This window comes from Pseudomonas sp. 5P_3.1_Bac2 (assembly GCF_025465995.1).
Classification (GTDB): domain Bacteria; phylum Pseudomonadota; class Gammaproteobacteria; order Pseudomonadales; family Pseudomonadaceae; genus Aquipseudomonas.
This window is the reverse complement of sequence record NZ_JANLNY010000023.1, coordinates 1-20259: the sequence shown is the minus strand read 5'-3', so window position 1 is coordinate 20259 and position 20259 is coordinate 1. Positions and strand designations below refer to the sequence as shown.

The following is a 20259-nucleotide window of genomic DNA, read 5'->3' as shown; positions in this document are numbered from 1 at the left end:
TTCTTACAAAGTCTTTACGGGTTTTCTTCCTTGGTCGGCTGCTGGCCGCTCGTCGCTAGCTGTAGCAGCAGCCACGCCAGCAGCGGATAAGCCAAGCTTAGCAAGACATGGAAGATGTCTACTTTGCGCACTGCGCCCAGCCAACCTTGAGTCCCCACCGCAACGCCAGCCACGGCGAATAGCCCGGCACAGGCCAGGCTGGTCAGCAGTGGCGTGCGCTTGGGCCATTGCCGGTAACCGGCGAGGATGATCAGCGTGAGGCAGGCGATATTCAGCAGCAGGCGATACGGCTCAAGCAAATTGGCCAGGCGCGCCAACTCAAAGGCTGCGCACAGACCCAGTAGGATGCGGCCCCAAGTTGCCTGGCGCAGCCCCCAGGCGTAACTGCGCACCAACGCCGCGCTGGCTAACAGCGGCAGGCCGAGCAGGGCGCTGGCCTGGCTCAGGAGTTGATGGGCACTGTGCACATCGGGGCTAAAGCCATAGCGGATCACGCCCAGGCACGCCGCCGCTGCCGGTAAGGCGAAACCTAGGGCGCAGCAAAACCACGCCGCTTGCTCCGTGTGTGCGGCCTGCCCCCGCGCTCGCCATACGCCCCACAGTCCGCCTAAGCAGGCGAGGGCGAGTAGGGCGTCGGTGAGCGCGGTGCTGTATTGCATCAGCCGTGCTTGATGGCCGCGAAGGCGCGCTCAGCGGCGTCGAGGGTGATCTTCAGCTCGGCCTCGCCGTGGGCGATGGAGGTGAAGCCGGCCTCGAAGGCGCTTGGCGCCAGGTACACGCCACCGTCGAGCATCAGGTGGAAGAAGCGCTTAAAGCGCTCAACGTCGCTGGCCATGACGTCGTCGAAGGTGACGATGTTATCGGCTGTGCTGAAGTACAGGCCGAACATGCCACCGGCCTGGGTGGTGACGAATGGGATGCCAGCGGCTTGGGCGCGCTCTTTCAGGCCTTGCAGCATGCGCTCGGTGTAATCGCTCAGCGCCGCGTGGAAGCCCGGGCGTTTGATCAGGTTCAAGGTGGTCAGGCCGGCGGCCATGGCCAGTGGGTTACCCGACAGGGTGCCGGCCTGATACACCGAGCCCAGCGGCGCGATGCATTCCATGATCCGCCGCTTGCCGCCGAAGCAGCCCACGGGCATGCCGCCGCCGATGATTTTGCCGAAGGTGCTGAGGTCTGGATCAACCCCGTAATAGGCTTGGGCGCCGCCCAGGGCGACACGGAAGCCGGTCATCACTTCGTCAAAAATCAGCACCACGCCGTGCTTGTCGCACTGCTCGCGCAGGCCTTGCAGATAGCCCGGCGCCGGTGGCACGCAGTTCATGTTGCCGGCAACGGGCTCGACGATGATGCAGGCCACGCTGCTGCCCACTTCGCTGAGCATTTTTTCCACGGCGGCCAGGTCGTTAAACGGCAGGGTCAGGGTGTGCTTGGCGAAGTCCGCAGGCACCCCGGCGGAGCTCGGTACACCTTGGGTCAGCAGGCCGGAGCCGGCTTTCACCAGCAGGCTGTCGGAGTGACCGTGGTAGCAGCCTTCGAATTTGATGATGTTGTCGCGGCCGGTGTAGCCACGGGCCAGGCGAATGGCGCTCATGGTGGCTTCGGTACCGGAGCTGACCATCCGTACCATTTCCATGGACGGTACCAGGCTGCAGACCAAGTCAGCCATCTCGGTTTCCATGGCGGTTGGCGCGCCATAGGAGAGGCCGTGTTGCAGCTGTTGGCGTACTGCTTCGAGTACGTCCGGGTGGCTGTGGCCGAGGATCATCGGCCCCCAGGAGCCCACGTAATCGACATAGCGTTTGTCGTCTTCGTCGGTGACATAAGCGCCTTCAGCGTGCTTGAAGAACAGCGGGGTGCCCCCCACGCTTTTGAACGCGCGCACGGGCGAGTTAACGCCACCGGGAATGTGTTTTTGCGCGTTGCTGAAGAGCATTTCGGAACGGGACATGACAGGGCCTCGCAAGATCGCTACGGGCCGCAAGCGGCCCACTATTTTTAATTAGGAATCGGCAAACAGTTGGCTAAACGTCTGGGCACGCCGTTCGACTTCGGCGGCGGAGTCGGCACCGAACAGGCCGTGGACCACGGCGAGCATGTCGGCGCCGTGACGAATCAACTCGGCGCCGTTCTCCACGGTCACCCCACCGATGGCGACGATGGGCAGGTTGCACTGGGCTTTAGCCTGTTGCAGTAAGTCCAGGCTGGCGCTGGGCGCGCCCGGCTTGGTCTGGGAGTTAAAGAAGCGGCCGAAAGCGACGTAGCTGGCACCTTCTTTGGCGGCGACATCGGCCAGCTCTAAGTGGCTGTGACAGGTGGCGCCGATCATCGCTTGGCGCCCGAGCAGGGCGCGGGCGACAGCCAGCGAGCCATCCTCCTGGCCGAGGTGCAGGCCCACGCCTAAACGGGCGGCCAGTTCGGCGTCATCGTTGATGATCAGGTGCGCGCCGTAGCGACTGCACAGCTCGCCCAAGGCATCGGCTTCACGCAGACGGCGCGCGGCATCGTTGGACTTGTCGCGGTATTGCAGCAACTTCGCGCCGCCCTTGAGCGCCGCCTCGACGTAGGCCAGCAAGCGGCCATTAAGTAATTGACTATCGGTGATGGCGTATAGACCACGCAGCTTCACAGCAAACCCTCCATCAACTGAAATCCAACGGCAAGCGGCGCGGGATGTATTGGCCGTGGCCGGGTGCTTCAGCGTCGCGCAGGGTGCGCCAGGTGTAATCCAAAGCAAACTGCACGGCGCTGACCAGTTCTTGGCCCAGGGCTAAACGTCCGGCCAAGGCACTGGCTAGGGTACAGCCGGAACCGTGATAGCTGCCCGGCAAGCGCTGACAGGTAAAGGTGTGCTGGCTGCCGTCGCGGCTGTACAGGCGGTTATGCACTTCATGCTCATCGCCATGGCCGCCGGTAATCAGCAGATGGCGGATATGCGGCAGGAGCTTGGCCGCGCATTCGTCGGCGCTGCCGTGCGGCAGTTCGGCGAGGATGCGCGCTTCCGGTAAGTTCGGCGTGGCAATGGTGGCCACCGGGAACAGGCGTTCGCGCATGGCAAAGCCGACTTCATCTTTGCCCAGGGCACCACCGCCGCCGGCCCGCAATACCGGGTCGCAGACCAACGGCACAGCGGGCAGGCGCTGCATGATTTCCAGCACGGTGTCGACCATCGCGGTGGAGCCGAGCATGCCCAGCTTGACCGCCGCCACTGGCATATCGTTGATCACAGCGTTGGCTTGGGCCAGCACCCATTCGCGATCGAGCACGCGAAAGTCACTGACGTTGACGGTGTCTTGCACGGTTAACGCGGTCACAGTCGGTGCGGCGTGACAGTGTTGGGCGAGCAGGGCTTCGATATCGGCTTGCAAGCCAGCACCACCACTGGGGTCGTGTCCGGACAGGCACAGCACTACGGGGCGAGAGGTAGGCGTTTTCATGGTGCGCGAGCTTAGCACCAAACCGCTTGGAAGAGGCCGCCGCGGGTAGGCGAATCTATTGCCAAGGATGTGAAACAGGCGACCTTTTAGGCGGCGCAATGTCCGTTTTTTTGCGATTTATGCTGGGTAATCGCCATAAATACCTATGCTAAAGTTTATACGCTGTTTATCCATGCCGCTTTCTGCGGTGATATTAGTGCTTCACTGCGGCCTTTCAGCATGCCCTATTTTCTGCTCTGTATTCTGTTGTTAGTGCCAGGCTTAGCCGGTGCTCTAGAATTTGATGAAGATACTCGGCGTCTCCCCTTAGGCACTCATATGCAGGTGTTTGAGGATGTTCGTGGTGATGCCACTATCGAGGACATCAGTTCCAAGGCCATGCAAAATAGTTTTCATCAACACCGCGAGTCGGTGCTCAATGAAGGCTATTCCCCCTCCGTCTTTTGGATTCGTCTGGACTTGGCGTTTATGCCCAAACACCAAGGCTCCCATCGTCCCTGGTTGCTTGAGTTAGCCTACCCGCCGCTGGACGATCTGCGCCTGTACAGCGCAGATGAGCAAGGTCGCTTCCATTTGCGGCAGCACACGGGTGACAGCTTGCCGTTTAGCAGCCGTCAGGTGCGTCAACACAACTATGTGTTTGAACTCGACTTACCGCCTGGCAAGGCGCAGCAGATCTATTTGCGCTTGCAAAGCCAGGGCTCGATTCAGGCGCCGCTGACCCTGTGGAGCCCGCAAGCTTATGTAGAAGAGCAGCCCGCGCGGGTGTATGTGCTGGGCATGATCTACGGCGTGCTGTTGGTCATGCTGATTTACAACCTGTTTATCTACTTCGGTGTCCGTGACACCAGCTACCTGTTTTACATCTTCTATATCGCCGCCTTTGGTCTGTATCAGCTGTCGGTGAACGGCGCGGCGATTGAATATTTCTGGCCGAATAATCCCTGGTGGGCGAATGCGGCTACGCCGTTCTTTATCGGCGCGGCGCTGGTCTTTGGTGGCCAGTTCGCGCGGCGCTTCTTGCGCACCAGCGAGCACAGCACCTGGATCGACCGCAGTCTGCTGCTGCTAGTCGCCGGCGGCGCCCTGGTCATGACCTTGGCCCTGACCGTGCCTTATTCGCTGTCGATGTTGTTGGCCACTTATCTGAGTCTGATCTTCACCGTGGTGGCGTTTGCCAGCGGCGTCATTGCGTGGATGAAAGGCATGCGTGTGGCGCGCTTCTTTATCATCGCCTGGACCGCGTTCCTGCTCGGCGGCATGGTCAATGCGCTGATGCTGCTGGGCTATCTGCCGAATATGTTCCTGACCATGTACGCCAGCCAGATCGGCTCGGCGGTTGAGGTGGGGCTGCTGTCGCTGGCCTTGGCCGATCGCATCAACATCATGAAGCAGGAGCGCACGCGTATCCTGAAAGATGCAGGGATGAAACTGGAGGCGTTGAATCAGGAACTGGCCAACAGTAACCGCCTCAAAGATGAATTCCTCGCCACAGTCAGCCATGAACTGCGCACGCCCATGAACGGCGTGATTGGCTCGCTGGAGTTGATGCGCACGCTGCCGCTGGACGGCGAGATGGAGCACTACCATAAGACCGCCACCAGCTCGTCGCGGGACATGATGCGCTTGATCAACGACTTGCTGGGCCTGACCGAGCTGCAAGCCGGGCGCCTCTACCCACGGCGGGAAACCTTCAGCTTGCGCGGCCTGCTCGATGGCCTTCTGTCGGCGTCGATGGCGCGTGCTTCCAGCAAGGGCCTGGACCTGTTGCTGCAAGTGGATGAAAGCCTGCCGGATAACGTCGAAGGCGATGCCACCAAGTTGCACCAGGCGCTCAATTGCTTGCTTGATAACGCCCTTAAGTTCACCCAGCGCGGCACCATTCGCCTGCGCGTGATGGCTGCTGGCAAGGCCAGCGATGTATTGCCGCTGCGTTTTGAAGTGATCGACAGCGGCGTCGGTTTTGCCAAGAGCGAGAGCAGCAAACTCTATCAACCGTTCCTGCAAGTCGACGGCTCGATGACCCGGCAATACGGCGGTCTGGGTATTGGCCTGGCCATGTGCCGCGAGCTGGTGGATCTGCTCGGCGGTCAGCTCAGCCATGAATCCGTACCCGGCCAGGGCAGCAGCTTCCGTCTGGAACTGCCATTGACCCTGCCGGCCCAAGCGCGCGCGCCGCTGGCCACGCGTCTGCAGCATGGCCCGGTGCTGCGCAGCCCTGAGCAGTGCACGCTGTTGCTGGTCGAGGGCAATGCCATCAGCCAGCTGGTGGTACGCGGCATGCTGCTGAAGATGGGCTATCAGGTGCGCATCGTCGATGACGGCGCCGCCGCGCTGGAGTTGCTCAGTCGTGAGCGCATCGACGGGGTGCTGATCAATTGCCAGCTGGATATGTTGGACGGCTATGCCACCTGCCGTGCCCTGCGCAACCTGCCCGGCTGTGCGCAACTGCCGGTGCTGGGCTTGGCCGAAGGCGGCGATCATGGCGAGCGCGAACACTGCATTGAAGTGGGCATGAATGACTGCTTCCACACGCCGCTGAAGTTCGAGCAACTGCGCAGCGCCCTGCATGACTGGGTGCTGTGTGCTGTGCAAGAGCCGCTCGAACCGGCCTCTTTGTAAGTCCGTCGCCTGGCGCTTTCACCCGCTGTTGTGCCCGGAATCACCCTTTAGTCAGTAGCTGAATCCTGATTCACTTTAGTAATAGTGAATCAGGATTCAGCCTATGCCTGCGTCTTCCCGCAGCGCTCGTCAGGAGCGCGAACAGAGCATCCGCCAACGCATTATCAGCAGCGCCTTGGCGCGGGTGGCCGATGGCGGTTTTGCGGCGTTGACCATGCTGACGTTGGCCGAAGACGTCGGCATTGCCACCGGCAGTCTGTACCGCTACGTGCCAAGCAAAGGCAGTTTGGCTGCCGAGGTATTTGCCTTGGCCAGCCAGCGTGAGGTGGAGGCGCTCAAAGCGGTGATGGGCGCGCCGGGCTCGCCAGTGGCGCGTCTGCGTGCCGGCATTAGGCTGTTTGCCACGCGGGCCTGGCACAGTCGCCAGTTGGCCTTTGCTCTGATTGCCGAGCCGGTGGACGCCGAGGTCGATCAGCAGCGCCTGCGTTTTCGCGAAGCCTACGCCGAACTCTTTACCCAGTTGCTCAACGAGGGCGCCCAGTTGGGTGTGTTCCGCGTGCAGCAAGTCAATCTGGTGGCCGCCTGTTTGGTCGGGGCAATTGCCGAGGCCTTGGTCGGCCCGCTGTCGCCGCCGGCCCGCGCGGCCCGTGAAGCCGGTTATCCCGCCGCTAGCCTGGAGCAAGTCAGCCAGGCCTTGCTGAGCTTTTGTCTACGCGCCGTTGGCGCCGAGGAGTGACGAACATGAATGCGCACAACCCGAGTTTTTATGCCGAGACTCACGAAGTGTTCAATCAGGTACCGCCGCTGGACGGCATTAACCTGTACCGCAGCGATATCGCCTTGCAGGAGTGGATCGCCCGCTTCGGTGGTGCCTGGGGGGCGGCGCGTTTAGACGCCTATGGCGCGCTGGCCGGCGGGCCGCTGATGGCCGCTGGCTTCCTGGCCAATGAGCATAAGCCGCAACTGCGCAGCCACGACCGCTATGGCACGCGTATCGATCAGGTCGACTTCCATCCGGCCTATCATGAGCTGATGCGCACGGCCATCGAACACGGTCTGCCGGCTTTGCCCTGGCTCGAGCCTAAGCCCGGCGCCAACGTGGTGCGCGCTGGCTTGACCTATCTGCACAGCCAGGCCGAGGCCGCCAGTGGTTGTCCGCTGACCATGACCTTTGCCGCCGTGCCGGCGATTCAGTTGCAGGCCGATGTCGCCGCGCAGTGGCTGCCGAAAATCCTCGCCCCGCACTATGACCCGCGCAACGTGCCGATGGAGCAGAAGGCCGGGGTCACCATCGGCATGGCCATGACTGAAAAGCAAGGTGGCACCGATGTCCGCGCTAACACCACGCGCGCTTATGCGGTCGGGCTCGGCGGCCCCGGTCAGCTGTATGAACTGGTCGGGCACAAGTGGTTTTGCTCGGCGCCGATGTGCGATGCCTTCCTCACCTTGGCGCAGACCGACAAGGGCCTGACCTGCTTCCTCGTGCCCCGGCACCGCCCCGATGGTTCGCGCAATGAGTTCTACATCCAGCGCCTGAAAAACAAGTTGGGCAACTGGGCGAACGCCAGCAGTGAGATTGAATACCGTGGCGCCCTGGCCTGGATGCTTGGCGAGGAGGGGCGCGGCGTGCCGACCATTATTGAAATGGTGGCCATGACCCGCTTCGATTGCATGGTCGGCTCCAGCAGCTTGATGCGCCAGGCCGTGGCCCAAGCCAGCCACCACTGCGCGAACCGTAAGGTCGGGGGGCGGCTGTTGGCCGAGCAGCCACTGATGCAAAACGTCTTGGCTGACCTGGCGCTTGAGAGCGAAGCGGCGCTGGCGCTGACGATGCGCATGGGCAAGGCGCTGGATAATCGCCATGACGAGCAAGAAGCCAAGTTCGCCCGGCTGGTGACGGCCATCGGCAAATACTGGATCTGCAAGCGCGCGCCAGAAATGATCGCCGAGGCCAGCGAGTGCATGGGCGGCGCCGGTTATGTCGAGGAAACCATCATGCCGCGTTTGTACCGCGAGGCGCCGGTCAACTCGATCTGGGAGGGCTCGGGCAACGTGCAGTGCTTGGACGTGTTGCGTGCGCTGTCGAAGGAGCCGGGCGTGCTCGATGCGCTGTTTCACGAGCTGGGTGATGGTCACGGTGCGCCTGAGCTGGCGGCCCATATCCGCAGGCTGAAAGCGGCCTTTAGCGATACGGCGGATATTCAATACCGGGCTCGTCAGCTCACCGAAGACATGGCGGTGGCGCTGCAAGCCAAGCTGCTGTTGGAGGCAGGCAACAGCGCGGTGTCCGATGCCTTTATTGCTAGCCGCATTGCCCGCCAGGCGCGGGTCTATGGCACCTTGCCGCGCGGCGTGGCAGTCGAGGCGTTGCTTGCCCGCAGCACGCCGTCGGGGCTGTAGTTAAGCCGCCGCGCGGGCGCGGCGAACGCGGCCGAGGCTAAGCAGAGCGGCAGCGACAAACAGGCTGGCGGCCAGGCCCAGGGTTAGCGGCAGGCCGTGGGGGCCGGTGCTCATCAGCGCGCCACTAAGCAGTGGTCCGCTGAGGCTGCCGATGCCCCACAGCATGCCGACGCAGGCGTTGGCCGTAACTAAGTCGCTGCCGCGAAAATCCTGGCCGATCAACACCAGGGCCAGGGTATAAATCCCGCCGGCGGCCGCGCCAAGCAGTATCAGTGCCGGCCACAGCATCTCGGCATGGCCCATCAGCCACGGCAGGGCACTGCCGATGCCTAAGGTCAGTAGCCCGCAGAGCAGATGCAGGCTGCGCCGATCCAGGCGATCCGAGAGCCAGCCCAGTGGCACCTGAAACACCATGTCGCCGGCCAGGATAATGCTCGCCATCAGCGCCGCTACGCCTAAGGCATAGCCGTGGCCACTGGCATACACGGGGAATAACGACAGCACCACGGCATCGAAAAAGGCGAAGAACAGCACGCCGATGCACAGCGCTGGCGCCACCTTGATAAAGCCCATGAGGGAGAAACTACGGCCTGCATCGGCTTGCTCCTGCGGGGCCTGGCTGGGCAGATAGAGCCAGATCAGCAGCAGTGCGACGAGGTTGGCCGCACTGACTAGAATCACCAGCCACGGGCTTTGCGCGCCGAGCAGGCTGATCAGCGCCGGGCCGGCCAGTTGAAAGCCGGTAAAGCTGGCGGCGTACAGCGCCACAATCTGGCCGCGGCGGCGCTCTTCGCACAGCTCGTTGACCCACGACTCGCCGAGAATCACCGCCACGCCCATGGCCACCCCGAGCAGCAGGCGGGCCAAGACCAGCCAGCTCAGGGCGGTGGGCAAGAACTCCAGCGCCGCCACACTCACGGCGCTTAAGGCAAAGCAGCCGAGGTACAGATGGCGTCCGCTAAAACGCCGGCACAGTGGCTGGGTCAGAATGGCGGCGAGAATCATCCCCGCGGCCGGAATGGCGCTGATCAGGCCGATCAGCAAGGTGCTGGCGCCGGCTTCATGCAGGCGCAGGGAGACTAATGGCAACGTGGCGCCCATACTCAAGCCGACCACCGATGCTGCGAAAATCAACAGGGTTAACCAATAACGCTTCATGACAAACTCCGCCCAACGGGCTGGGTAAACCGAGACTCTGCTCAGAACAAGCAAACGCTGTGCGCCTAAGCGCGAATGGGTCTAAGCGCGAATGGGTCTAAGCGAGGACGCCGGGCGGCGAGAAGGTAAAGGCGAACAGCACGGCACGCCGGCGGCGTTGTTGCGCATCACTCGGCCACGTGCGGCATAACCAAGTCGGGCTTGGCTGCTGGGCGCAGGGCAGGTAGGCAAAGGGCAACATGGCGTGCAGTGGGGTGACTAAAAAGGGCCGGCAGTCTAGGCAGATCGCCACCCTGGGTCAATCGCAGGCTATCGGTTGAACATGTGCAGGTGGCGTCGGTCAGTGACAATGCCATCATTATTCATTGCAGAGGAGTTTGAAGTGACGCAGTCAGACACTGGCTTTAAACAGGTCCACAGTGCCGAGCAGGCCGTTGATCAGTTAATTGAGCTCTATCAGCAAGCCACCCAGGCTTTGCGCCAGGCCCTGAAACGTTATTTGGCTGAGCGCGAACGGCCCACTGCCGAACAGCAACTGATGTTCCGCTACCCGGAACTGCGCCTGCGCTATGCCTGCCTCGAAGAGGTCCCGGCCAGCGTGCGCGCCTATGCCAAGGTCCAGGTGCCCGGCACTTACAGCGTGACCGTGACCCACCCGCAGGCATTTCGTAAGTACCTGCTGGAACAATTGCGCCCGCTGCTCAGTGACTTCACCGTGCAGCTGGAAGTAGGCCTCAGCCAGCAGAATATTCCCTACCCCTATGTGGTGGAACAGGGCGACGAGCTGGGCGGCAAGGGCGTCACCGCGGCTGAGCTGGCGCGGGTATTCCCCAGTACGGACCTGTCCGCCGCCAGCGACGGCACCGCCGATGGTTTGTTTGATTGGGAGAACATCGACCCGCTGCCCCTGGCCCTGTTCGATGCCGCGCGTACCGACTTTTCTCTGCGCCGCTTGGTGCACTACACCGGCAGTGACTGGCGACATGTGCAGCCGTGGATTCTGCTGACCAACTATCACCGCTATGTCGATCAGTTCATCCGCCATGGTCTGGATGTACTGCAAAGCGACTCTCGCTTTACCCAGATGGTGCTGCCCGGCAACGTGATCGTGAAGCGCGGCATGCCTGAGGGGGAGATGCAGGCGATTATCGAAGGGGTGGTTTGGCACCGTTATCAGATGCCGGCTTATCACCTGCAAACCGACGATGGCCACGGCATTACTTTGGTCAATATCGGCGTCGGTCCGTCCAACGCGAAGAACATCACCGATCACCTGGCCGTGCTGCGCCCCCATTGCTGGCTGATGATTGGCCACTGCGGCGGCCTGCGCCAATCGCAAACCATCGGCGACTATGTGTTGGCCCACGCCTATATGCGCCGCGACGGTATCCTCGACCGGGTGCTGCCGCCCAACATCCCGTTGCCGGCCTTGGCGGAAGTGCAGCAGGCGCTGCAAGAGGCGGCCAAACAGGTCACGGGAGAAGAGGGCGAAGAGCTGAAAAAACGCCTGCGCACCGGCACTGTGCTGACTTACGACGACCGCAACTGGGAGCTGCGCTGGGCCCAAGAGCGCCCGCTGATCAACCTGTCCCGCGCCGTGGCGGTGGATATGGAAAGCGGCACCATCGCCGCCCAAGGCTATCGCCTGCGGGTGCCCTACGGCACCTTGTTGTGCGTATCGGATAAGCCGTTGCACAGCGAGATCAAACTGCCCGGCGCGGCCGGCGCATTCTACGAGCGGGCGGTCACCCAGCACCTGCATATCGGCATCTGCGCCTTGGAGCTGCTGCGTTGCCAGCTCAATTCGTTGCACTCGCGCAAGTTGCGCAGCTTCGACGAGCCGCCGTTCCGTTAAGGCGCAGGTTTATCGAGCTGTAAATGCAGGATGGGGAAGGGCCGGCCACCGCCATCCAGCGGCGAACGGCGCGCCACCTTAAAGCCCTGGCTTAGATAGAAGGCCAGGGCTTTTGGGTTCTGTTCATTGACGTCGACAAGGTAGGCGCCTAGCTCTTGGGTGGCATAGTTAAGCAGGGCGCGGCCCAGACCTTGGCCGTGCTGCTCGGGGTGGACAAACAGCATCTCTACCTGACCTTCGGTATAGCCCATAAAGCCGGCCACTTGTCCGTCGTCGCGGCGGATTACATACAGGGCGACCTGCGGGAAATACTGCTCGATCAACAGCGGCTTGAGCAGCTGGATATCCATTTCATCAAGAAAGTCATGGCTGGCGCGCACCGCCGCTTCCCACACTTCGACCAGGCGCGTGGCGTCGGCTGGCTTGGGCTGCTCAATCACATAGGTCATGGGGCGCTCCTGCTTTAGGGGTGGGGTGGCCATTTTGCCGGTGGAGTCGGCGCATTTAGGGCGCTGCGCCGGGCTCGGGTACACTGGGCACTTATTGTCGTTGTGCGGAATCGCCATGTCACGTCCACCTCGCCCTGCCCAAAGCCCGCGCCCCGCCGCCCATTCTGCGGCTAAAACCGCCAGCAGAAGCGCGCCGCGGCGGGTGGCCAAGGCACCACCCGCGGAGCCGCGCTTGCTGCTCTTGAATAAACCCTTTGATGTGCTGACCCAGTTTAACGACGACCAAGGTCGCGCCACCCTCAAGGACTTCGTCAGCGTGCCCGGGGTTTACCCGGCCGGGCGTTTGGATCGTGACAGCGAAGGATTGTTGCTGCTGACCAACGATGGCCGCCTGCAAGCGCGCATCGCTGATCCGAAACACAAGCTGGCGAAAACCTATTGGGTACAAGTCGAAGGTCAGCCCACGGCGCAGCAATTACAGCAGCTGCGTGACGGTGTGCAGTTGAATGACGGCCCCACCTTGCCCGCCGAGGCACGTTTGCTGGATGAGCCCGAATTGTGGCCGCGCAATCCGCCGGTACGCTTCCGCCAAAGCATCCCCACGGCCTGGCTGGAACTGGTGATCCGTGAGGGCCGTAACCGCCAGGTGCGGCGCATGACTGCCGCGGTCGGCTTACCGACTTTGCGCTTGGTGCGGGTAAAGATCGGGCCGTTTAGCCTCGACGGTTTAGCGCCGGGGCAGTGGCGTGAAGTGCCGGCGCGCTTGGATTAAGCCGCGCCGGTGCGCGCTTTAGTAGCCGGCCTTGATAATGCTGATGCCCTTGTTCAGCACTTCAGTCCAGGCCAGGCGGGTTTCGCTACAGTATTGCGGGTCCAGCTCGCGGATGCTCTGCAGCAGCGCGTCGACCCACAGATCGTAAAGCTCGGGGCGGATATCCAGCTTGCCCCGCGAGTGCGACTCGCCTAACGCGCGCAATTTGCTATCGGGCATACCGCGAGCAACCATCACGAGGTTAAGAATGCCCTGGCGCAGCAACTGCTTTTGCGCCGGCATGTCGGTGTCGGTGAATTTGTCGCGAATCAGCGGTGAGCTGGCGAGGAAGTGCTGATAAAACCGGTCAAAGAAATCTGGCACGGCACAGCAGCGGCCATAGCTTTGCATGACACGATCAGTGGCTTTCATTAAGGCTCCGAAGCAACGCGTTTTAGGCCGCGTGATAGCAGCCCATTGTTATTAGTGCGGGGATTGCGGGCGGACTGTCAGACGCCTTCGAGTCCGGCGATGACCAAGGTTTTGATCAGGAAGCCGAGCACGCCCAGGCCCAGAGCCAGAAACAGGATCATGGTGCCGAAGCGGCCGGCCTTGGACTTCTTCGCCAAGTCCCAGACGATAAACGCCATAAACAACACCAAGGCCCCGACCAGGCCGGTCATCATCAGTTCTTCAAACAGCTCGGGTTCCATCGCAACCTCGTAGGGCAAATACAGGCTGTGTCGCCGGGTATGACGAGGGTGGTGGGGGCTTATAGTTATCTGAGCGCAAGGCTCTTATGGGGACCACGTAGGCACAGCAACGCGGGCGTGATTATACGCCCGCTGCTGAGTTTTGTTGGGCTTAATCCCCAACTTACGACTAACTGTCGATGACGCTATTTAGTTGCGCAGGTGCTGCAGCGGCAGTTGGGTGCTGGACACAATCTGCTGCAGGACAAAGCTCGAGCGTACGCTGGAGACCCCTTCGATGCGCGTCAGAGTGCCCAGCAGCAGCTTCTGGTAGTGATCCATATCCGGCACCACCACCTTCAGTTGGTAGTCCGCATCCATCCCGGTGACCAGGCTGCATTCCAGCACCTCTGGGCATTTGCGGATTTCGTCCTGAAAGTGCTCAAAACGCTCCGGGGTGTGCCGGTCCATGCCGATCAGCACATAAGCGGTGAGGCTCAAGCCCAGCTGTTTGCGGTTGAGCAAGGCCACCTGACCGATGATGTAGCCGTCGTCTTGCAGCTGTTTAACCCGGCGCGAACAGGGCGAGGGTGACAGGCCAATGCGCTCGGCCAAGTCTTGGTTAGACAGGGTGGCGTCGCGCTGTAATTCGGCGAGGATATTCAGGTCGTAGCGGTCGAGTTTGTTCATATTGGTGGCGGCCTTGCTAAATATTGCTGTGAATAATGCACTTTTGCGTATTTATTGTGCAAGTAAAGTACTTGTTAGCAATATTCGCAATCTTCTGCTGGGCGTGGGCGGGTAAGCTTTATCTCAACTTCAAGGCCCGGACGACACGTCCAGCCGCCTCGCCCAAGCAGGTGAGCGGTCGCCACCGATCCTACCGGGTCGGCTCGGCACCCGGGTCCGCACCACCCAACCAGGCGGGCGAGGAAAAGGCGTTACCCACGTCAGAATAAGGGACAGCAAAAAAGGGAGACCGCCACCGGTCTCCCTTTTTTGTGCCTGCGTTTTATCCCTGCCATTGGCCGCTTACGCCATCAGGAATGGGCCGGCACCACGCTGACCGGGTCGGCATGCACCAACACTTCGGCCCGCGGGTATTGCTCGCGAATCGCCTGTTCCACTTGCTCGCACAGGTTGTGTGCTTGCAGCAGGCTGAGGTCGTTGGGCAGCTCCACATGCAACTGCACAAACCAGTGGCTGCCGGACAGCCGCGTGCGCAGGTCGTGGGTGCCAAGTACGCCGGGTACGGCGCAGGCTAAGGCCTGCATCTGCGCGCTGATTTGCGGATCGAGCTCCTGGTCCATCAACACCGTGGCGGCTTCGCGGGCGATGCTGATGGCGCTCCAGAAAATATACAGGGCAATGCCGAGGCCGAAGATCGCATCCAGTTGCGCCCAGCCATAGCTGGCTAACAGCAGGGCGATAATGATGCTGGCGTTAAGCAGTAAGTCCGAGCGGTAGTGCAGCGAGTCGGCGCGAATCGCCGTGGAGCCGGTCTGGCGCACCACATAGCCTTGGAACAGCAACAGCGCGAAGGTCACCAGCAGCGACAACACCATCACCGCCACGCCCAGGCTCGGAGCGCTCAAGGGTTCGGGATGGAGTAGGCGTGCAATCCCTTGGCTGCCGACCAGCACGGCGCTGGCGCCGATAAACAAGGCCTGGCCGAGTCCGGCGAGGGCTTCGGCTTTGCCGTGGCCGTAACGGTGATCGTCATCGGCAGGGCGCAGCGAGTAGCGCACGGCCATCAGGTTAAGCAGCGAGGCGGCGCCGTCTAATAATGAGTCAGTCAAACCCGCCAGCAGGCTGACCGACCCACTGAGCCACCAGGCCACGGCCTTGGCCACCGCTAGGGTGAGGGCGGCGACTAGCGCGGCGGTGGTGGCCAAGCGCATTAAACGAGCATGTTGCGGGGCGATTTGCATGGGCGTCGTTCATTCCAAAAAGCTAAGCCGTGCACCATGACCGCAAATGCTTAGGTCCGCCAGTGCAGGTGAGCAGCTGGCGACTTTAGGCGGCGATTGCCCAGCCGTTGGCGGCCAACTGCGTGCTGTTGCCAGAGTGTTGCTGCAGGCGCGGATCGGTGAGCGGCAAGTTCTCGCCGGTTTGCTCAAAGATTAAATTCTGCAGTTGCACGCGATCCACCTGTCCTTGCTCGTCGACCAACTTTTGCAGGGCTTGCGGGTCGACTTGCGCGACTTTTTTATTGGGCAGGTAGATCGCGCCGCTGGCGAAGTCGATGCCGAAGGCGATCAGTCCGGGGATCACATAAAACAGGATGCCGATGGCGTCGAGTATTGCCACCGCGGGGTCAATCCGGCCTTCAATCTGGCCACGTCGATCAGGATAAAACAGGGTGCCACAGGCACTCAGTTGAGAGACTAAAGCAGTAACAAGGAGGCCGCCGATAATACGAGCTTGAATGCGCATCAAACATCTCCAAATCTAGTTGGCACTACTATACCAATACCTCTAGCGCAATGCTGCCGTAGCCGTTGTTCAGCTAAGCCCTGCCAATGGCCTTTGGCCGCATGCGTAGACCGTGCCTATGACCATCGGCGGTGACGGCAGTTCGCCCGTTATACTGGCGTTCTTGATACGGAGCCTGCATGAATTCCCTGCCCATTGATGTCCTCTTGCCTGAGCTGCGCCAGGCCCTCGCTCGCCGTGATGAAGCGGTGCTGGAAGCGCCCCCCGGCGCCGGTAAAACCACCCGTGTGCCGCTGGCTTTGCTCGATCAGCCCTGGCTGCGCGGACAGCGCATCATCATGCTTGAACCACGCCGCTTAGCCGCACGGGCAGCGGCTGAGCGTTTGGCCAGCGAGCTGGGCGAAAGGGTTGGCGACACCGTGGGCTACCGCATTCGTCTCGACAGCAAGATCGGTCCCAATACCCGTATTGAGGTGGTCACCGAAGGCATCCTTGCGCGGCGCTTGCAGGATGATCCGGCGCTGGAAGGTGTTGGCTTGCTGATCTTCGACGAGTTCCATGAGCGCAGCCTGGATGCCGATTTGGCTCTGGCGCTCGCGCTCAATGGCCGTGCCATGTTCCGTGGGGCGGACAGCGGCGAGCCACCGCTGAAGATCCTGCTGATGTCCGCCACCTTAGAAGGCGAGCGCTTGGCGGCGCTGCTGGATAATGCGCCGGTGCTACGCAGTGAGGGGCGCATGTTCCCGGTCAGCGTGCGCTGGGGCGCGCCTTGGCAAGCCGGCGAATGGCTGGAGCCTAAGGTGCTGCAAACGGTGTTGCAGGCGCTGGCGCAAGAGAGCGGCAGCCTGCTGGTGTTTTTGCCGGGGCAGGCGGAGATTCGGCGGGTTAATGAACAGTTGGCCGAGGCGTTGGCGGGGCGCAGTGATGTGCTGCTTTGTCCGCTGCACGGCGAGCTGGATCTAAGCGCTCAGCGCGCGGCAATCGAGCCGGCTCCGGCCGGTAAGCGCAAAGTGGTGCTGGCCACTAACATCGCTGAAACCAGCCTGACCATCGAAGGCGTACGGGTGGTGGTGGACGCCGGGCTGGCGCGGGTGCCGGGATTTGATCCGAACAGCGGCATGACGCGTCTGGATACCCAGCGCATCTCACGGGCCTCGGCCACCCAGCGCAGTGGTCGCGCTGGCCGTCTTGAGCCCGGTGTGGCTTATCGGCTGTGGTCGCAGGCGCAGCATGAGCAACTGGCCGCCTATGCCCCGGCGGAAATGCTCCAGGCCGATCTGGCCGGCTTGGCTTTGCAGTTGGTGCGTTGGGGTGTGCAACCGAGCGAGCTGGTGTGGCTCGATCCACCGCCGGCGGCGGCTTACAGCCAGGCGCTGGATTTGCTTAAGCGCTTAGGCGCGGTGGATGAGGGCGGCGTTTTAACTCGCCACGGCCAGGCCATGGCTGAGTTGCCGAGCCATCCGCGCATCGCCCATTTACTGCTGCGTGGTCAGGCTTTGGGCTTGGCACCGCTGGCTTGTGACCTGGCGGCGCTGTTGGGCGAGCGCGATATTCTGCGCGGCGCTGGCGCCGACTTGCACAGCCGTATGAGCCTGCTCGCCGGCGATAGCCGCGCCCCGCGTGCGGCCCAAGGGGCCGTGCAGCGTGCGCGGCAACTGGCGCGGCAGTTCAGTCAGTCGCTTAAGGGCCAGCCGAGCGCCGAGGCCGTCAGTGATCCTGAGCATCCGCGCTGGCTCGGCGCCTTGCTGGCTTTTGCCTATCCCGACCGCATCGCCCAGCAGCGCCGTGAAGGCAGTGCCGAGTATCGCTTGGCCAATGGCCGTGCCGCGCAGTTCGCGGAGGTCGATGTCTTGATGAAGCACCGCTGGCTGGTGGTCGCCGATTTAGGCAGCCGTCAGGGCCAACGTGAAGAGCGGATTTACCTAGCGGCAGAACTCGAGCCGGAGCTGTTTGATAGCGTGTTGCAGGAACAGGTCAGCAGCCAGGATGTGCTGGAGTGGGATGAGCGCGAAGGCGCGCTGCGCGCCGAGCGGCAACGCAAGATCGGCGAGTTGGTGCTGGCCCGCGAAGCCCTGCCGCAACTGAGTGCGCAGGCGCGTACGCGGGCCATGTGCGGGTTGGTCAAGCGCAAAGGGTTAGCCCTGTTGCCCTGGACCCCGGAGCTGCGCCAATGGCAGGCGCGGGTGGCGCTACTGCGCAGTCTGCCAGCGGCTGGTAGCGAAGCTAACCCATGGCCGGATGTCAGTGATGCCGCGCTGATTTCGACGCTTGAGCAGTGGTTGCAGCCTTATCTGGGCAACGTCACCCGCTTAAGCCATTTCGCTAATCTGGACTTGGCCGGCGCCCTGCACAGCCTGTTGCCCTGGCCACTGCCGCAGCGCTTGGATGAACTGGCGCCACGTTCCATCAGCGTGCCTTCGGGCTCGCGCATCAGCATTGACTACAGCGAGCAACCGCCGATTTTAGCGGTGCGCTTGCAGGAGCTATTCGGCCTGGCCGAAACCCCACGCATCGGCGCAGGGCGCATCGCACTGAAGCTGCATTTGTTGTCGCCGGCCCGCCGCCCGGTGCAGGTCACCCAAGACCTGGCCAGCTTCTGGGCCAACACCTATGCCGAGGTGAAAAAAGACTTGAAGGGCCGTTATCCCAAACACTACTGGCCGGACGATCCACTAATCGCCGAGCCCACTGCCCGGGCCAAGCCGCGCAAGTGAGTCAGGGGACGCGCACGTCCACGCCTTGGGCGCGTAATTGCTCATAGGCGCGATCCATGGCATTGCGCTGTAAGTCGGGCATGAACACTTCTTTCAACCTAAGGCTCGGATACGGCCAAGTGTCCATGCTCGGCTTTACTCTAGAACCACCTGTATGGGATCGATGGGCTATAGGTCTTTACAAATTTGCTCAGTAAATACCGCAGAGCGATGGCCTCTGGAGTGCCGAGTTTCTGCATTATTTCAGCTTCTACCAGCTCACTTTCTTTGAAGATTTTCTCTACTGCCAGACGCCCGTCAGGGGTAAGGCCGATCTTGGCGTGATCGTCCTCGGGAGAGAGGCTGTCTTCCTTATCGAATATCTGTATGTAACCACGCGCAACCAGGTCGTTAATGGCTTCTGGGCCTACGTTGGTGCCTGCGTAGCCTGCCAGGGTAATGATTTCATGATAAGTGCGACCTTCTCGGGTTCCCAAAGCGCTCAGGATTAGGTACTCGGCACCATTGAGGTTGAGTTTTTCTGCCTGCGCTTTGGTTTTTGCAGAGAAATTTAAATACGCCGTCGCCAACAAATAGCCTATCGGGCTTTTATCGCTGGAGTTGCGCAGGTCTTCGCCTGCCGGTGGTTCGATGGTTTGCGAGGTGTTGGTGGCAATCGCATAGCTGCCTTTCTGGAATACCAGGGGAGGCGTGTCGCATTTGTCATAGGTAATGACTTCACCGACCAAAATAATGTGGTCGCCGCCGTCGTAGATATTTTTGGTGCGGCATTGTAAGCGTGCGGTGCATCCGGAGAGCAGCGGCGTGTTATCCAGGCCGTTCTCGTAGTTGATGTCGGCAAACTTCTCTTGGCCGCTGACGCTGCGCGCAAAGTGACTGGAAATGTTGTCCTGATCGTGGGCCAGGATGTGCACGGCCCAGTGCTCGGCTGAAGCGAATGTATCCAGGCTGTTGGATTTCCTCGCCAGACTCCACAGCACCAGGGGTGGGTCCATGGATACTGAGTTGAAGCTGTTGGCGGTCACGCCAGCCAGCGTATTGTCCTGTCCACGAGCGGTAATGACGGTCACGCCTGTAGTGAACGTGCCCAGAACCTGGCGAAACTCTCTGGGGTCCAGAGCGCTTGGCGACGGCTTGCTTAGAGGGGGACGTTTAATCTCTTTAATCATCGTCATGCTCATTTCTCTTGGGACAAATTAAAACCTCATGCTGCGAATTTTGTGGCCTTGAACAAGTGTTTGCATGCTCAGAACGGACGATATGTTGACGCTATATGCGGATAAAACGGTCGTGCTTGTTATCCCCTATTAACTTTTTGGCATAAAAAAGCCCCCTTTAGCAGGGGGCTGGTAGAAACGTGGACTACCGATTTTTCAGAGCAAAGACTTGCGCTCAGGGGGGCTTGCCTGAGCGACAAGTCACTTAACTAGCTGGCTGCACGTTGTTTAGCCAATGTCATGGCGGTGTCTTCGATCATGTCTTCCTGACCGCCGACCATGCCGCGACGGCCCATCTCCACGAGGATCTCGCGGGCGGATACGCCGTACTTCTTCTCGGCACGCTTGGCGAACAGCAGGAATGAGCCGTACACACCGGCATAGCCCATGGTCAGGGCATCGCGGTCACTGCGGATGGGGAAGTCCATGATGGGGAATACACGATCCTCCGCCACGTCCTGAATGCCAAACACCGACACCCCGGTTTCAATGCCCATGCGGTCGCACACGGCAACCAACACTTCCATCGGC

19 protein-coding genes and 1 pseudogene are annotated in these 20259 nt (G+C 61.4%); 6 read left to right on the top strand and 14 right to left on the bottom strand.

Translation table 11 applies throughout. The features are described from left to right. Window positions 1-14 precede the first annotated feature (14 nt). The 4 genes from NTD81_RS13250 to NTD81_RS13235 are packed head-to-tail and all read right to left on the bottom strand — an operon-like array spanning window position 15 to window position 3434. Window positions 15-659 (bottom strand): DUF6962 family protein, encoded by a 645-nt coding sequence (locus NTD81_RS13250; protein WP_262183012.1) that lies wholly within the window; start codon window positions 657-659, stop codon window positions 15-17. After that, the gene (gene hemL, locus NTD81_RS13245) at window positions 659-1948 is read right to left on the bottom strand and encodes a glutamate-1-semialdehyde 2,1-aminomutase (RefSeq protein WP_262183011.1); all 1290 of its coding nucleotides are present in this window, start codon (window positions 1946-1948) and stop codon (window positions 659-661) included. Before hemL ends, NTD81_RS13250 begins: the two co-directional genes overlap by 1 nt. Window positions 1949-1999: 51 nt before the next feature. Further along, complete coding sequence (gene thiE, locus NTD81_RS13240) at window positions 2000-2626, bottom strand: thiamine phosphate synthase (protein WP_262183009.1); 627 nt, start codon at window positions 2624-2626, stop codon at window positions 2000-2002. A 13-nt stretch (window positions 2627-2639) separates the two neighbouring features. Beyond that, on the bottom strand, window positions 2640-3434 hold the full coding sequence (locus NTD81_RS13235; RefSeq protein WP_262183007.1) for a hydroxymethylpyrimidine/phosphomethylpyrimidine kinase: 795 nt from the start codon (window positions 3432-3434) through the stop codon (window positions 2640-2642). 219 nt (window positions 3435-3653) lie between these two features. On the opposite strand from NTD81_RS13235, the gene NTD81_RS13230 reads away from it, so the two are divergent. From NTD81_RS13230 to NTD81_RS13220, 3 genes are all read left to right on the top strand, one after another. Then, window positions 3654-6056, top strand: coding sequence for a hybrid sensor histidine kinase/response regulator (locus NTD81_RS13230; protein ID WP_262183006.1), 2403 nt, complete (start codon window positions 3654-3656; stop codon window positions 6054-6056). Between the two features lie 103 nt (window positions 6057-6159). Further along, on the top strand, window positions 6160-6792 hold the full coding sequence (locus tag NTD81_RS13225; RefSeq protein ID WP_262183004.1) for a TetR/AcrR family transcriptional regulator: 633 nt from the start codon (window positions 6160-6162) through the stop codon (window positions 6790-6792). Window positions 6793-6797: 5 nt separating this feature from the next. Continuing rightward, window positions 6798-8456 (top strand): acyl-CoA dehydrogenase family protein, encoded by a 1659-nt coding sequence (locus NTD81_RS13220; RefSeq protein WP_262183003.1) that lies wholly within the window; start codon window positions 6798-6800, stop codon window positions 8454-8456. Here NTD81_RS13220 and NTD81_RS13215 read toward each other — a convergent pair whose 3' ends face one another. Further along, the gene (locus NTD81_RS13215; RefSeq protein ID WP_262183002.1) at window positions 8457-9614 is read right to left on the bottom strand and encodes an MFS transporter; all 1158 of its coding nucleotides are present in this window, start codon (window positions 9612-9614) and stop codon (window positions 8457-8459) included. A gap of 349 nt (window positions 9615-9963) precedes the next feature. On the opposite strand from NTD81_RS13215, the gene amn reads away from it, so the two are divergent. Continuing rightward, entirely contained in the window at window positions 9964-11469 is a 1506-nt protein-coding gene (amn, locus tag NTD81_RS13210; protein WP_410017156.1) for an AMP nucleosidase, read from the top strand. On the opposite strand, the gene NTD81_RS13205 is transcribed toward amn, so the two are convergent. Next, window positions 11466-11918, bottom strand: coding sequence for a GNAT family N-acetyltransferase (locus tag NTD81_RS13205; RefSeq protein WP_262182999.1), 453 nt, complete (start codon window positions 11916-11918; stop codon window positions 11466-11468). The two genes, amn and NTD81_RS13205, sit on opposite strands and share 4 nt — an antisense overlap. Before the next feature lie 202 nt (window positions 11919-12120). On the opposite strand from NTD81_RS13205, the gene NTD81_RS13200 reads away from it, so the two are divergent. Next, a complete protein-coding gene (locus NTD81_RS13200) occupies window positions 12121-12690 on the top strand; it encodes a pseudouridine synthase (protein WP_262183537.1) in 570 nt (189 codons plus the stop codon). A gap of 18 nt (window positions 12691-12708) precedes the next feature. Here NTD81_RS13200 and NTD81_RS13195 read toward each other — a convergent pair whose 3' ends face one another. The 5 genes from NTD81_RS13195 to NTD81_RS13175 all read right to left on the bottom strand — a co-directional run bounded on the left by NTD81_RS13195 (window position 12709) and on the right by NTD81_RS13175 (window position 15797). Continuing rightward, entirely contained in the window at window positions 12709-13101 is a 393-nt protein-coding gene (locus NTD81_RS13195) for a globin (protein WP_262182998.1), read from the bottom strand. Window positions 13102-13178: 77 nt separating this feature from the next. After that, a complete protein-coding gene (locus tag NTD81_RS13190) occupies window positions 13179-13382 on the bottom strand; it encodes a DUF2788 domain-containing protein (RefSeq protein WP_262182997.1) in 204 nt (67 codons plus the stop codon). 189 nt (window positions 13383-13571) lie between these two features. Then, window positions 13572-14051, bottom strand: coding sequence for an Lrp/AsnC family transcriptional regulator (locus tag NTD81_RS13185; protein WP_262182995.1), 480 nt, complete (start codon window positions 14049-14051; stop codon window positions 13572-13574). Window positions 14052-14401: 350 nt separating this feature from the next. Then, window positions 14402-15292, bottom strand: a complete 891-nt coding sequence (locus NTD81_RS13180; RefSeq protein ID WP_262182992.1) for a cation diffusion facilitator family transporter — start codon at window positions 15290-15292, stop codon at window positions 14402-14404. An 85-nt stretch (window positions 15293-15377) separates the two neighbouring features. Further along, window positions 15378-15797, bottom strand: coding sequence for a polyribonucleotide nucleotidyltransferase (locus NTD81_RS13175; protein WP_262182990.1), 420 nt, complete (start codon window positions 15795-15797; stop codon window positions 15378-15380). Window positions 15798-15976: 179 nt separating this feature from the next. On the opposite strand from NTD81_RS13175, the gene hrpB reads away from it, so the two are divergent. After that, window positions 15977-18511, top strand: a complete 2535-nt coding sequence (hrpB, locus tag NTD81_RS13170) for an ATP-dependent helicase HrpB (RefSeq protein WP_262182988.1) — start codon at window positions 15977-15979, stop codon at window positions 18509-18511. A gap of 1 nt (window position 18512) precedes the next feature. Here the strand turns inward: hrpB and NTD81_RS13165 are convergent, their stop codons facing one another. The 3 genes and pseudogenes from NTD81_RS13165 to NTD81_RS13155 all read right to left on the bottom strand — a co-directional run. After that, on the bottom strand, window positions 18513-18638 hold the full coding sequence (locus tag NTD81_RS13165) for a hypothetical protein (protein ID WP_262182986.1): 126 nt from the start codon (window positions 18636-18638) through the stop codon (window positions 18513-18515). Window positions 18639-18651: 13 nt separating this feature from the next. After that, complete coding sequence (locus NTD81_RS13160) at window positions 18652-19686, bottom strand: flavin reductase (RefSeq protein ID WP_262182985.1); 1035 nt, start codon at window positions 19684-19686, stop codon at window positions 18652-18654. Between the two features lie 251 nt (window positions 19687-19937). Then, window positions 19938-20259: pseudogene (locus tag NTD81_RS13155) on the bottom strand (4-hydroxy-2-oxovalerate aldolase); the annotation flags it as partial.

Bases quoted from the DNA above. Each gene is read 5' to 3' on its own strand.
- NTD81_RS13185 (WP_262182995.1), bottom strand. From the start codon at position 14,051: ATGAACAAACTCGACCGCTACGACCTGAATATCCTCGCCGAATTACAG.
- hemL (WP_262183011.1), bottom strand. From the start codon at position 1,948: ATGTCCCGTTCCGAAATGCTCTTCAGCAACGCGCAAAAACACATTCCC.
- NTD81_RS13225 (WP_262183004.1), top strand. From the start codon at position 6,160: ATGCCTGCGTCTTCCCGCAGCGCTCGTCAGGAGCGCGAACAGAGCATC.
- NTD81_RS13215 (WP_262183002.1), bottom strand. From the start codon at position 9,614: ATGAAGCGTTATTGGTTAACCCTGTTGATTTTCGCAGCATCGGTGGTC.
- NTD81_RS13220 (WP_262183003.1), top strand. From the start codon at position 6,798: ATGAATGCGCACAACCCGAGTTTTTATGCCGAGACTCACGAAGTGTTC.
- NTD81_RS13235 (WP_262183007.1), bottom strand. From the start codon at position 3,434: ATGAAAACGCCTACCTCTCGCCCCGTAGTGCTGTGCCTGTCCGGACAC.
- NTD81_RS13160 (WP_262182985.1), bottom strand. From the start codon at position 19,686: ATGACGATGATTAAAGAGATTAAACGTCCCCCTCTAAGCAAGCCGTCG.
- NTD81_RS13165 (WP_262182986.1), bottom strand. From the start codon at position 18,638: ATGGACACTTGGCCGTATCCGAGCCTTAGGTTGAAAGAAGTGTTCATG.
- NTD81_RS13230 (WP_262183006.1), top strand. From the start codon at position 3,654: ATGCCCTATTTTCTGCTCTGTATTCTGTTGTTAGTGCCAGGCTTAGCC.
- hrpB (WP_262182988.1), top strand. From the start codon at position 15,977: ATGAATTCCCTGCCCATTGATGTCCTCTTGCCTGAGCTGCGCCAGGCC.
- NTD81_RS13175 (WP_262182990.1), bottom strand. From the start codon at position 15,797: ATGCGCATTCAAGCTCGTATTATCGGCGGCCTCCTTGTTACTGCTTTA.
- NTD81_RS13250 (WP_262183012.1), bottom strand. From the start codon at position 659: ATGCAATACAGCACCGCGCTCACCGACGCCCTACTCGCCCTCGCCTGC.
- NTD81_RS13195 (WP_262182998.1), bottom strand. From the start codon at position 13,101: ATGAAAGCCACTGATCGTGTCATGCAAAGCTATGGCCGCTGCTGTGCC.
- amn (WP_410017156.1), top strand. From the start codon at position 9,964: ATGCCATCATTATTCATTGCAGAGGAGTTTGAAGTGACGCAGTCAGAC.
- NTD81_RS13190 (WP_262182997.1), bottom strand. From the start codon at position 13,382: ATGGAACCCGAGCTGTTTGAAGAACTGATGATGACCGGCCTGGTCGGG.
- NTD81_RS13205 (WP_262182999.1), bottom strand. From the start codon at position 11,918: ATGACCTATGTGATTGAGCAGCCCAAGCCAGCCGACGCCACGCGCCTG.
- NTD81_RS13180 (WP_262182992.1), bottom strand. From the start codon at position 15,292: ATGCAAATCGCCCCGCAACATGCTCGTTTAATGCGCTTGGCCACCACC.